This window comes from Streptomyces sp. (assembly GCF_035645055.1).
Taxonomy (GTDB): Bacteria; Actinomycetota; Actinomycetes; order Streptomycetales; family Streptomycetaceae; genus Streptomyces.
In genome coordinates, this window is the sequence record NZ_DASQNH010000070.1 from 1 (window position 1) to 11,413 (window position 11,413).

Sequence of the window (11,413 nt, forward strand, 5' to 3'; positions counted from 1 at the left end):
TGTACTGGTCCTTGAACGCGTCCAGCCGAGCCGCCTTCCAGTGGCTCAACAGCAGGTCACCGGTGCCGTAGTAGCCGTCCAGGTCCTCCATGACCGTCACCTTGGACAGCCGCTCACCCGACTCCAGGCGGCTCAGATAGCTCTTCTCGTACCCGGTCTCGTCGGCCAGCTGCCCCAGTGACTTCCCGGCCTTCTCCCGCAGGACCCTGAGCGTCTGCCCGAGCATCGCCCGCCCGGAAACCGGCTGAGCGTCAACCATCTCGCCCACGTCACCCCTCCCCGTTGTCTGGGCGCCAGACAACACCGAACCTCTTCCGCAGCGTACGCGCGATCCGTGACCATCGAGGCACGAACGGTGATCACCGCTCGTCAACCACCCCTGCCAGCCCCGGAAGGGCACCGCCATGCCTCTGCGCCTCCGCCTGCGCCTCGCCGCGCTCTGCGAGACCGTCCTGCTCTCCCTCGTACGGCTCCTGCTGCCCGCCGAGGGACGCCACCGCGCCACGGCGCCCCCGCCACCGCCGGCCCCGCCGCACTCCCCGCCCCGCGCCCTGGAGCCCGTCCGGCTCGACACCCCGCTCGTCCGCCCCTACCTGCTCGCCCGCGAAGGACGCCCCGTGGAGGTGTCCGCATGAGGCTGCTCCCCTGGACGGGCGTCGACGGCAAGCCCTGCTACCTCAGCAGCGACGACCCGCACAGTCCGCTCTCCCGGCTCGCCGACGACATCGAGGCCGCCCAACTGCGCTCGGCCGCGGAGGTGCTGGCAGGTGCCAGGGCCGTCCTCGGTGACGCCAAGGCCGGTGAGCGGGCCGTGCGGTTCGCGCTCACCCGGGCCGCCGAGTCCCTGGAGGACGTGCTCCGGGTCGCGGTCAGCCGAGGTGCCCGCGTCGAGGCGACGGTCCGTCCGGACTGACCCGCACGAAGACCGCCTCCTTCGGTGACGTGCCCACCGCGATGGCCTTCCCGGGGTCCCAGCCCACCACCCGGTAGGCCTCGACCGAGGTGGCGGGGCTGCCCGGCTCCCCGGCGTTCGGGGTGTCGTCGCAGGGCGGCAGGACCGCGGTACCGATGTGCCCGGCCACCTCGAAGTCGACGTCGGCCCGGTCCGAGTACGTCCGCCCCTCGTAGCGCACCAGGTAGGCGCAGGACGCCGTCCCGTCGCCCCCGCTCTCCCCCGCCGCGCACCCGGTGAGCGCGAGCAGCGGCACCGCCAGCCCTCGTACGGCCTTCATCCGGGCCTCCTCCCGTCATCCACTCCGACGCCGGGGCCGCCGGGTTCGTTCGGCCGCCGCGGCAACCTTCCGGCGGCCGGCGGCGACTGTCCGTCGACCATCCCCACACACGGAACGGAACCCGCATGAGTGAGACGACCCGTGGCAAGCCCCGGCACCGCAGGCGCAGCACTACGGCGCTCGCCCTCGGTGTCCCCCTCGCCCTGACCGCGGCGGGTGTGCTCGTCGTCGGTGCGAACGCGCAGCGCGAGGCGTCGGCGGCCGAAGTGCCCACATGGGCGACGGCCACCGCCGACGGCTTCGCCTCCGTGAACTCCCTCGGCCAGAACGGCACGTACGGCGGCCGGGGCGGGCAGATCGTCACCGTGAAGACGCTCGCGGACCTGGAGAAGTACGCGACCGCCGACGAGCCGTACGTCATCGTCGTCGCCGGGACGATCACCATGTCCCCGGCCGGCAAGGAGATCAGGGTCCGGTCCGACAAGACCATCGTGGGCTCCGGCACCTCGGGGCACATCGTCGGCGGCGGTTTCTTCCTCGGCCCCGGCGTGCACAACGTGATCATCCGGAACCTGACGATCCGGGACGCGTACCAGGGCGTCTGGAACGACAAGGACCACGACTACGACGCGATCCAGATGGACGGCGCCCACCACGTCTGGATCGACCACAACGACCTTCGGCACATGGCGGACGGGCTCATCGACGTCCGCAAGGACAGCACGAACGTCACGGTGTCCTGGAACAGGCTGAGCGACAACAACAAGACGTTCGGCATCGGCTGGACCGAGAACGTCAAGACGGACATCACGATCCACCACAACTGGATCCGCGAGACCGAGCAGCGCAACCCGTCCACGGACAACGCCGCCCACGCGCACCTCTACAACAACTTCCTGGAGGACACCCCGGGGACCGCCATCACGTCGTCCTACGGCAACTACTCCCGCGGGAGGACGAGCATGGTCCTGGAGAACTCCTACTTCCAGGGCATGCGCAACCCGGTCATCAAGGACTCCACCGCCACCCTGGTCCAGCGCGGCAACGTCTTCTCCGGCACCACCGGGCGCAACGAGAGCGGCGGCACGGCCTTCGACCCGAAGGCGTACTACGGCTACACCCTCGACCGGGCGGCCGACGTGCCCGCGCTGCTCACGTCCGGTGCCGGACCGCGCGGTTCGATCGGGACCACCCCGGCCACGACCACCGCGGCCGCCGTGACCACCCTCACCGTCGCCAAGGACGGCTCCGGCCAGTACTCCACCGTCCAGGCGGCCGTGAACGCCGTCCCCGCGAACAACCCCTCACGGGTCGTCATCGCGGTCAAGCCGGGCACGTACCGCGAGACGGTGAAGGTCCCGTCCAACAAGCCCCACGTCACCATCCGGGGCACGGGCGCCAGCCGCAAGGACACGGTGATCGTGTACAACAACGCGTCCGGCACGCCCAAGCCGGGCGGCGGCACCTACGGCACCGGCGGCAGCGCCACCGTCGCCGTCGAGGCCGACGACTTCCAGGCCCGCAACCTCACCATCACCAACGACTTCGACGAGAAGGCCAACCAGCACCTCTCCGGCCACCAGGCCGTCGCCCTGCGCACCGCCGCCGACAAGGTGTTCCTCGACGGCATCATCGTCGAGGGCGACCAGGACACACTGCTCGTCGACACCGCCGCCAAGGACAGGCTGGGCCGGGTCTACATGACCAGCTCCTACGTCACCGGCAACGTCGACTTCATCTTCGGCCGCGCCACCGCCGTGATCGACCGGTCCGTCATCACCCTGAAGAAGCGCTGGGACGGCACCTCCGCCGGATACGTCACCGCCCCGAGCACCGCCGCGAACCGCAAGGGCATCCTGATCGCCAACTCGGCGATCACCGGTGACGTGTCCGACCGCTCCTTCCACCTCGGCCGGCCCTGGCACGCGGGCGGCGACGCCACCCTCGACCCGCAGACCACGGTCCGCAACACCACCCTCAGCGGCGCGATCCGCACCGCGCCCTGGACGGACATGAGCGGCTTCTCCTGGAAGGACGACCGGTTCGCGGAGTACAGGAACACCGGCGCGGGCGCGGGCGCCGCAAGCTCCGACCGACCCCACCTGACCGACGCCCAGGCCACCGGCCAGGAGGTCGCGGACTGGCTGGGGGGCTGGACGCCCACGGCCTCCTAAAGGGGCGCGGGAGGCGGGTCGTAGGCTGTGGATCATGCCGGACGACTCCCCTCTCATACAGAGTCTGCGAACGGCCGTCGCCGCCGCCCCCACCGACGTACCGCTGCGGCTGCACCTGGCCGAACTCCTGCTGGACGCGGGACAGTCGCAGGCCGCGGTCGCCGAGGCGGCCGTGGCCCTTCAGCACGCGCCGGGCGATGCCCAGGCCCGGGACCTGATGGCCCGGGCCATGGGCGTACCCGGCCAGCCACCTCCCGCCCGCCCCGCCTTCGACTGGAAGGCCGCCCAGGAGCAGGTCGGTGACGTCGTGCCGCCGCGGTTCGTCGAGGCGCCGGTGCGGGCGGACGGGCAGGACGATCCGGGCGACGCCGACGCCTGGGACGTCGAGAAGCCCGGCGCGGTGCGGCTGGCCGACGTGGGCGGCATGCGGGACGTCAAGGACCGGCTGGAAGCCGCATTCCTCGCACCGCTGCGCAACCCCGAGCTGCGCAAGCTGTACGGCAAGAGCCTGCGCGGCGGGCTGCTGCTGTACGGGCCGCCCGGGTGCGGGAAGACCTTCATCGCGCGGGCCGTCGCCGGGGAGCTGGGCGCCGCGTTCCTGTCCGTGTCGGTGAACGACGTGCTCGACATGTGGATCGGCAATTCCGAGCGCAACATGCACGAGATCTTCGAGACCGCCCGCCGCCAGGCGCCCTGCGTGGTGTTCCTGGACGAGCTGGACGCGCTCGGCGCCAAGCGCAGCCGCACCGCGCACAGCGGCATGCGCAACACCGTCAACCAGCTGCTCACCGAGCTGGACGGCATCGACGCGGCGGCCAACGAGGGCGTGTTCGTGCTGGCCGCCACGAACGTGCCCTGGGATGTGGACAACGCCCTGCGCCGCCCCGGCCGGCTGGACCGTACGATCCTCGTCCTGCCGCCCGACGGGCCCGCCCGCGAGGCGATCCTCCGGTACCACCTGCGGGACCGGCCCATCGAGAACGTCGACCTCGGGAAACTGGTCAAGGCCACCGACGGTCTGTCCGGCGCCGACCTGGCCCATCTCTGCGAGGCGGCGGCCGAGCGGGCGCTGCTGGACTCGGCGCGCACCGGCACCGTACGGATGATCGGCATGAAGGACCTGCTGGCCGCCGCGAAGGACGTCGTGCCGTCCGCCGAGCCGTGGTTCGCGTCCGCGCGGAACGTGGCGATGTTCGCCAACGAGGGCGGGATGTACGACGACCTGGTGGCGTATCTGAAGAAGAGGCGCAAGCTGTGACCACCGCGCAGCACCCCGCCGTGGAGCGGGCCGACCTGCTCATCGACCTGGAGCGGTACGACGAGGCCCGTGAGCTGCTGGCCGAGCGGCTCGCCGAGGATCCCGAGGACATCCGGGCCTGGGTCAAGCTGGCCCGCAGTCATCTGGCCGGGGACGAGCCGGACGGGCCCCTGGCGCTGGAGGCGACCCAGCGGGCCCTGACGCTCGACTCCTCGGACATCGGGGCGATCATCATGCACGCGCACGCCCTGCGCGCCGCCGGCCGCTTCCTGGAGACCGAGGACGTCCTGCGCGAGGCGATCCGCCTGGACCCCGAGAACTGGTACGGCCACGCGCTGCTCGCCAACTGGCTGTGGCGCATCCGGGCGATCCGCTCCGGGCGGGCCAACGGGGGCCAGATCCGGCGCGAGGACCAGGACGCCGCCCTGCGGGAGGCGGGCGAACTCGCCCAGGAGGCCATCCGGCTGGGCCCGGAGGAGGTGTACGCCTACGAGGTGGCCTGGTTGATCGCCGACATGGCGGGCAACCGGACCGTCGCCGACCAGCTCGACGAGGCCATCCTCCGGCTCGACCCGCAGCACCCGAAGGCCCTGGCCCGGCGGACGCGGAAAGCGGCGGACGCGCCCGGCGTGCCCGCCGCCCAGGCCGCCACGCTGTACGCCGACGCGCTGGCCGCCGCGCCGGACTCCGAGACGATGCGGCAGGGCCTGGACGAGGCGTCCTACCGGCTGCTGCGCGGGGTCCGCTGGCTGGCCCTGCTCTGCCTGGCCCTCGCGGGCGTGGGCGTCGACCTGTTCGCGACGGAGGGCGGGACACAGCGGGAGCTGCCGCTGCCGCTCGGCCAGCGGCTCTGGGACCTGGTGCCGATGGCCGTCGTCTGGGCGCTGGGCGCCCTGTTGAGGTACCGCCGGCTGCGTTCCGGGATCCGGGTCAACCTGCGCTCGCTGGTCCGCCGACGCGTCTGGGCCCGGATCGTCCTCGGCCAGGCGGCGTGGGCGATGCTGTGCGCCCTGCTCGTCGTCGAGGTCCCGTGGACCGAACGCACGGTTCCGCAGGTGCTCTTCTGGGCCGGGCTGCTGCCGACGCTGGCGACGATGTGGTTCGACCGGAGGAAGACCGGCTGAGCGGGAACGACCGAGGGGAACGCGGAAGCGCGTTCCCCTCGGTCGTCGCTCAGTCCGGCGTCACTTCACGATGGTGATCCGGTCCGCCTTCGGCGGCGCGATCGGGCCGGTCGCCGAGGAGTTGGCCGTCAGGTACTTCTCCAGGGCGGTCAGGTCGTCCGCGCCGACCAGGTCGTTGGTGCCCTGGCCCAGCGTCGGGAAGCCGTCACCGCCGCCCGCGAGGAAGCTGTTGCTCGCGACGCGGTAGGTGGCGGACGGGTCGATGGCGTTGCCGTTCAGCTTGACCGAGTCGGTGACGACCCGGTCGGCGCCCGTCTTCGTCAGGTCCAGGGTGTAGGTCAGGCCCGAGGAGATCTGGAGGATCTTCGGGGCCGCCGCGTTGGCGCCGCTGACCTGCTCCTTGAGGACCTGGATCAGCTGGGCGCCGGTGATGTCCTGGAGGTTGACGGTGTTGGCGAACGGCTGGACCGTGAAGCCCTCGGCGTAGGTGACCACGCCGTCGCCCTCGGCGCCCTTGGCCGCATAGGTCAGCGGGGCCCGGATGCCGCCCGGGTTCATCAGCGCCAGGTCGGTCTCCGGGTCCAGCTCCTTGCCGTGGGCGAGCTGGGCGTCGGCGATGAGGTCGCCGAGCGGGGACTCGGTGCCGGTGTTGCCGATGTCGCCCGAGATGTAACCGATCGGGCGGTTGCCGATGGGCGCGGCGAGCGCGTTCCACTTGCCGATCAGCTCGGTCATGTCGGGCGCCTTGGGGACGTCCCGGGTCACGACGTGGTTGGCGGAGCCGACCGCCGTGCGGGCGATGTCACCGGTCCACCGGTCGTACGTCAGGGTGGTGTCGGTGTAGAGGCGGCCGAAGGACGCGGCCGAGGTCACCATGCGGGGCTTGCCCGCCGGGTCGTCGATCGTGCACACGTACGGCGCGTGGGTGTGACCCGTGACCAGGGCGTCCACCTGCGGGGTGACGTTCTTGGCGATGTCGACGATCGGGCCGGAGATGCCGTCACCCGCGCCCGGCGCGTCGCAGTCGTAGTTGTACGCGGTGCCGGCCGGGAAGCCGCCCTCGTGGATGAGCGCGACGATCGACTTCACGCCCTGGCCCTGGAGCACCTTGGCGTACTTGTCGATGGTCTCGACCTCGTCCTCGAAGGAGAGGCCCTTGACGCCCTCCGCGGAGACGATGTCCGGGGTGCCCTCCAGGGTCACACCGATGAAGCCGATCTTGACGTCCTTCTTCTTCCACACCCAGTAGGGCTTGAGGATCGGCTTGCCGGTCTTCTCGTCGAGGACGTTCGCGGCGAGGTACGGGAAGTCGGCGCCCTCGAACTCCTCGTCGCCGTAGCAGCCGTCCGTGGGGTGGCAGCCGCCCTTCTGGAGGCGGGCCAGCTCCCGGGCGCCCTCGTCGAACTCGTGGTTGCCGACGCTGGTGACGTCCAGCTCCAGGCCGTTCAGCGCCTCGATGGTGGGCTCGTCGTGGAACAGGCCGGACAGCAGCGGGGAGGCGCCGACCATGTCGCCGCCGGCCGCGGTGATGGAGTACTTGTTGCCCTCGCGCGCCTGGCGCAGGTGGGTGGCCAGGTACTCGACGCCGCCCGCGTCGACGGTCTTCGTGGTGCCGTCGGGCTGGAGTTCGGTGACCCGCCCCGAGGAGCCGGCCGGTGGTTCGAGGTTGCCGTGCAGGTCGTTGAAGGACAGCAGCTGCACGTCCTGGTAGCGGCCCGGCCCGTGCTTGCCGGTCTTCTCGCCGGCGCTGGCGGCCGACGGCAGCGCGGCGGCCAGCGCGCCTGCGGTGGCGAGAGCTGCGGCTGCGGCGAGCAGCCGGGTGGTACGGCGTCTGCGGCGGTCGTGCGGCGGAGTGGTGGCTGGCATGCGCCCCCCTGTGGTTCTTTTCCGGCTGTCATCCGGCGGTCAGGTGGTCCCGGCGCAGCCTAGAGTCAACGCGCGTAGCGCGACAGGGGGTTCATGGTTACATCCTGGTTTCCCTTTGGCGCCGATTTCGGCGCCCGGCCCCTTACCCTCGTAGGCATGACCAGCGACGACATCGCACGGCCCGACTCCGTACGCGCCATCGAGACCCGCGCGGCACTCTCCCCGGACCAGATCGAGGCGGTTCTCGCACTGCTCGCGGCGGCCGCCCGCGTCGACGGCCAGCAGGCGGTGTCCGAGCAGGGCCGGCTCCAGCTGCGCGGCGGGGAGCGCGAGGGCGTCTCCCATCTGCTGCTCACCAGCGGTGGGGAACTCGTCGGTTATGCCCAGCTGGAGGACACCGACCCGGTGGAGGCTCCGGCCGCCGAGCTGGTCGTCCACCCCTCGTACCGCGGTCACGGCCACGGCCGCGCCCTCGGCTCGGCGCTGCTCGCCGCCTCCGGCAAGCGGCTGCGGGTGTGGGCGCACGGCGGCCACTCGGCCGCCCGGCATCTGGCGCAGGTGCTGGGCCTCACCCTGTTCCGGGAACTGCGGCAGATGCGGCGCCCGTTGGCGGGTCCGGAGCTGCCCGAGCCGGTGCTGCCGGCCGGGGTGAGCGTGCGCGCCTTCGAGCCGGGCCGGGACGACGCGGCCTGGCTCGCCGTCAACGCCGCCGCGTTCGCCCACCATCCCGAGCAGGGCTCGCTCACCCAGCGGGACCTGGACGACCGCAAGGCCGAGCCGTGGTTCGACCCGGCGGGCTTCTTCCTGGCGGAGCGGGACGGCGAGCTGGTCGGCTTCCACTGGACGAAGGTGCACGCCGAGGAGCGGCTCGGCGAGGTGTACGTCGTGGGGGTGGCGCCGGGCGCGCAGGGCGGCGGCCTCGGCAAGGCGCTCACGCTGATCGGTCTGCGGCATCTGGCCGGGCAGGGGCTGCCGGCGGCGATGCTGTACGTCGACGCGGACAACAAGGCGGCGGTGGCCGTGTACGAAGGGCTCGGTTTCACCACGTACGAGACGGACCTCATGTACCGGACCGAGACGTGATCTTCCGCCCGTAACGGGGCGCCGGGGGCGGTGATCTTGACGCCGCCCCCTCTCTTGCACCACCCTTTCACTACTCAATTAGTGAAAGGGTGGTTTCCGAGTGGTCGAATACCGCATCGACCGGCGCAGCGGAGTCGCCACCTACCTCCAGATCGTCCAGCAGACCAAGCAGGCCCTGCGCCTCGGCCTGCTGCGGCCCGGCGACAAGCTCCCCACGGCCCGCGAGGTCGTGGCGGCCACCGCCATCAACCCGAACACCGTCCTCAAGGCCTACCGCGAACTGGAGCGCGAAGGCCTGGTCGAGGCCCGCCGCGGTCTAGGGACCTTCGTCCGCCGCGCCCTGGGCGCCGCGCCCGCCGACTCGCCCCTGCGCGCCGAGCTGGAGCAGTGGGCCGGACGGGCCCGCGCCGCCGGACTCGAACGCGACGACGTGGCCGCACTCTTCACTTCCGTACTGGACAAGCACTTCAAGGGGGACCAGGAATGACCGACACCGCCATCGAGGCGGCCGGGCTGGCGAAGGCCTTCGGCCGGCGCGGACGACGGCGGGCGCTGGACGGCTGCGCCTTCCGGCTGCCCGCCGGGCGGGTGTGCGCCGTCGTCGGCCCCAACGGCGCCGGCAAGTCCACCCTCCTCGCCCTCGCCGTCGGCCTGCTCGCCCCCACCGAGGGCACCGTCCGGGTGCTGGGCGCCCGCCCGGCCGAGGTCCGCGAGCGCCTGGCCCACGTCGCCCAGGACAAGCCCCTGCACCCCCAGCTCACCGTCGCCGACACGCTCCGCCTCGGCGCGGAGCTGAACCCCGGCCGCTGGGACCGCGCCGTCGCCGCCCGGATCGTCGCCGAGGGCGGACTGGACCCCCGTGCCCGGATCCGCTCCCTCTCCGGCGGCCAGCGCACCCGGGTCGCGCTCGCCCTCGCCCTCGGCAAGCGGCCCGAGGTGCTGCTGCTGGACGAGCCGATGGCCGACCTCGATCCGCTGGCCCGGCACCAGCTGATGGGCACGCTGATGGCGGACGCGGCCGAACACGGCACCACGATTGTCATGTCCTCACACGTAGTGGCGGAGCTGGAGGGCTCCTGCGACTTCCTCCTCCTCGTCGGCGGCGGCCGGATCCGCCTCTCCGGCCCGCTCGACGACCTCCTCGCCGCGCACACCCTGGTCACCGGCCCGGCCGACGGTGATCTCACCCCGCACACCGTCGTCGAGTCCCGCTCGACCGGACGCCAGCTCACCGCCCTGATCCGCCCCGACGGCCCGGTCTCCGGCACCTGGCAGAGCGCCGGGCCGTCCCTAGAGGAACTGGTCCTCGCCCACCTGCGCGCCCCCGAGGCCCCCGCACTGCACCTGGACGCCCCCGTGGAGGCCGCCGTATGACCGCCGTGACCGCGACCGCCGCCCCCGGCACGCCCCTGTCCCGGGGCCCGCACGGCCTCACCTGGCTGATGCTCCGGCTGCACCGCCCGGCCCTGTGGTTCTGGCTGATGCTGCTCGCCGTCGCCGCCGGAGCCCTGCTGTGGGCGTACGGGCCGGGCGCGGACGCCGCCTGGGACGAGTTCCGCCGGATGGAGTGCGGCCCGACCGGCACCCCCGGCCTGTCCTGCGACTACGCGGGCCCCGCCTACCAGAACTACGACCTCGCCCTCGGCCTCGGCTCCGGACTGCTCTACCTCGCCCCGCTGCTCACCGCCGCCTGGGCGGGCGGCGCGCTGATCGGCCGCGAACTGGAGAACGGCACCGCCCGGCTCGCCTGGACCCAGTCCGTCTCCCCGGCCCGCTGGCTCGCCGCCAAGCTCGCCGTGCCCGCCGCGCTGATCGCCACCGGCGGCCTCGCCCTCACCGCGCTGCACCGGCTGGTGTGGGCCTCGGACGGCGAACTGCGGGAGGGCTGGCGGGAGTGGCACTACGACCCCAGCTACCTCGCCAACGGCCCGCTGGCCACCGCGCACACCCTGCTCGGACTGGCCGTCGGCGTGCTCACCGGATTGCTGGTGCGGCGCGCGCTGCCCGCCCTCGCCGTCGCCCTCGCCGCCCAGATCGCCCTGCTGCTGGCGCTGCTCTCGATCCGGCCGCACCTGTGGCCGGCCGAGACCGTCACCAGCACGGAGGGCTACCCCGGGGCCGACGGCATGATCGCGGAGGAGGGCGTCATCACCGCGACCGGTGAGCGGATCCCCGACCCGATGTGCCTGGAGGACATCCGCTGCAGCGCCGGCCGCAAGATCGTCGCCTTCTACCAGGACTACCAGCCGGCCGCCCACTTCTGGCCCCTCCAGCTGGTCGAGACGGCCATCGTCCTCGCTCTCGGCGCCCTCGCCGTCCTGGCCGCGTTCCGCCTGCTGAGGCACCGCACCTGAGCCACCGGGTGACCACGCCCCCGGCGCACGGGCCGCGCCACCCGCGCGGTCCGGGCCCGGCCGGTGCCGCACAGCGGAACGGCCCCACCGCAACCACCGCGTGATCGCGGGCACCCCCACCGCCCCCACACCCCGCGGGCGCCGCCACCCGCGCGCCCCGGCACCGGCCGCCGTGCCGGGCCCGCACCGCACAGCCCCGCTGTCGCGGCCGGCCCCGCCCACCGGCGTGGGCGCGCTCGCCGCCGTGGTCACCGTCGCCGCGACGCGCGCCCGCTGACCGGAGCCACGCCGCCGCTCCCGCTGAGCCGCCCCGGACCGCGTA

Annotated in this window: 13 protein-coding genes; 10 read left to right on the forward strand and 3 right to left on the reverse strand. The window is 72.8% G+C overall.

The window, feature by feature from the left end; genetic code table 11:
- On the reverse strand, positions 1-259 hold a 259-nt coding region (locus VE614_RS22995), incomplete at its 3' end, for a helix-turn-helix domain-containing protein (protein ID WP_414719630.1).
- 145 nt (positions 260-404) lie between these two features.
- Between VE614_RS22995 and VE614_RS23000 the strand changes: the two genes are divergently transcribed.
- Both VE614_RS23000 and VE614_RS23005 read left to right on the forward strand, forming a co-directional pair.
- Positions 405-635, forward strand: a complete 231-nt coding sequence (locus tag VE614_RS23000; protein WP_324940328.1) for a hypothetical protein — start codon at positions 405-407, stop codon at positions 633-635.
- Positions 632-913: a hypothetical protein gene (locus VE614_RS23005; protein WP_324940331.1), complete on the forward strand. Its 282-nt coding sequence runs from the start codon at positions 632-634 to the stop codon at positions 911-913. The genes VE614_RS23000 and VE614_RS23005 overlap by 4 nt, the downstream gene beginning before the upstream one ends.
- Here VE614_RS23005 and VE614_RS23010 read toward each other — a convergent pair.
- The gene (locus VE614_RS23010; protein ID WP_324940334.1) at positions 870-1,232 is read right to left on the reverse strand and encodes a DUF6281 family protein; all 363 of its coding nucleotides are present in this window, start codon (positions 1,230-1,232) and stop codon (positions 870-872) included. The two genes, VE614_RS23005 and VE614_RS23010, sit on opposite strands and share 44 nt — an antisense overlap.
- 125 nt (positions 1,233-1,357) lie before the next feature.
- On the opposite strand from VE614_RS23010, the gene VE614_RS23015 reads away from it, so the two are divergent.
- Genes VE614_RS23015 through VE614_RS23025 form a run of 3 tightly spaced genes read left to right on the forward strand, consistent with a single transcriptional unit; the run spans position 1,358 to position 5,788 of the window.
- Positions 1,358-3,406: a pectinesterase family protein gene (locus VE614_RS23015; protein ID WP_324940337.1), complete on the forward strand. Its 2,049-nt coding sequence runs from the start codon at positions 1,358-1,360 to the stop codon at positions 3,404-3,406.
- A gap of 34 nt (positions 3,407-3,440) precedes the next feature.
- Positions 3,441-4,664 carry an ATP-binding protein gene (locus VE614_RS23020; protein WP_324940340.1) on the forward strand — a complete coding sequence of 408 codons (1,224 nt, stop codon included), beginning with the start codon at positions 3,441-3,443 and terminating at the stop codon, positions 4,662-4,664.
- Positions 4,661-5,788, forward strand: a complete 1,128-nt coding sequence (locus tag VE614_RS23025; protein WP_324940343.1) for a tetratricopeptide repeat protein — start codon at positions 4,661-4,663, stop codon at positions 5,786-5,788. Before VE614_RS23020 ends, VE614_RS23025 begins: the two co-directional genes overlap by 4 nt.
- A gap of 60 nt (positions 5,789-5,848) precedes the next feature.
- On the opposite strand, the gene VE614_RS23030 is transcribed toward VE614_RS23025, so the two are convergent.
- A complete protein-coding gene (locus tag VE614_RS23030) occupies positions 5,849-7,654 on the reverse strand; it encodes a bifunctional metallophosphatase/5'-nucleotidase (protein WP_324940346.1) in 1,806 nt (601 codons plus the stop codon).
- A gap of 156 nt (positions 7,655-7,810) precedes the next feature.
- On the opposite strand from VE614_RS23030, the gene mshD reads away from it, so the two are divergent.
- From mshD to VE614_RS23055, 5 genes are all read left to right on the forward strand, one after another.
- Entirely contained in the window at positions 7,811-8,737 is a 927-nt protein-coding gene (gene mshD / locus VE614_RS23035) for a mycothiol synthase (RefSeq protein ID WP_324940349.1), read from the forward strand.
- A 100-nt stretch (positions 8,738-8,837) separates the two neighbouring features.
- The gene (locus VE614_RS23040) at positions 8,838-9,224 is read left to right on the forward strand and encodes a GntR family transcriptional regulator (protein WP_324940352.1); all 387 of its coding nucleotides are present in this window, start codon (positions 8,838-8,840) and stop codon (positions 9,222-9,224) included.
- On the forward strand, positions 9,221-10,111 hold the full coding sequence (locus VE614_RS23045; protein WP_324940355.1) for an ABC transporter ATP-binding protein: 891 nt from the start codon (positions 9,221-9,223) through the stop codon (positions 10,109-10,111). Before VE614_RS23040 ends, VE614_RS23045 begins: the two co-directional genes overlap by 4 nt.
- Positions 10,108-11,091: an ABC transporter permease gene (locus tag VE614_RS23050; protein WP_324940357.1), complete on the forward strand. Its 984-nt coding sequence runs from the start codon at positions 10,108-10,110 to the stop codon at positions 11,089-11,091. Before VE614_RS23045 ends, VE614_RS23050 begins: the two co-directional genes overlap by 4 nt.
- A gap of 100 nt (positions 11,092-11,191) precedes the next feature.
- Positions 11,192-11,368: a hypothetical protein gene (locus VE614_RS23055; RefSeq protein WP_324940358.1), complete on the forward strand. Its 177-nt coding sequence runs from the start codon at positions 11,192-11,194 to the stop codon at positions 11,366-11,368.
- Positions 11,369-11,413 lie beyond the last annotated feature (45 nt).

Coding starts and splice junctions, on each gene's coding strand:
- VE614_RS23050 (WP_324940357.1), top strand. CDS start 10,108: ATGACCGCCGTGACCGCGACCGCCGCCCCCGGCACGCCCCTGTCCCGG.
- mshD (WP_324940349.1), top strand. CDS start 7,811: ATGACCAGCGACGACATCGCACGGCCCGACTCCGTACGCGCCATCGAG.
- VE614_RS23030 (WP_324940346.1), bottom strand. CDS start 7,654: ATGCCAGCCACCACTCCGCCGCACGACCGCCGCAGACGCCGTACCACC.
- VE614_RS23045 (WP_324940355.1), top strand. CDS start 9,221: ATGACCGACACCGCCATCGAGGCGGCCGGGCTGGCGAAGGCCTTCGGC.
- VE614_RS23010 (WP_324940334.1), bottom strand. CDS start 1,232: ATGAAGGCCGTACGAGGGCTGGCGGTGCCGCTGCTCGCGCTCACCGGG.
- VE614_RS23015 (WP_324940337.1), top strand. CDS start 1,358: ATGAGTGAGACGACCCGTGGCAAGCCCCGGCACCGCAGGCGCAGCACT.
- VE614_RS23020 (WP_324940340.1), top strand. CDS start 3,441: ATGCCGGACGACTCCCCTCTCATACAGAGTCTGCGAACGGCCGTCGCC.
- VE614_RS23000 (WP_324940328.1), top strand. CDS start 405: ATGCCTCTGCGCCTCCGCCTGCGCCTCGCCGCGCTCTGCGAGACCGTC.
- VE614_RS23005 (WP_324940331.1), top strand. CDS start 632: ATGAGGCTGCTCCCCTGGACGGGCGTCGACGGCAAGCCCTGCTACCTC.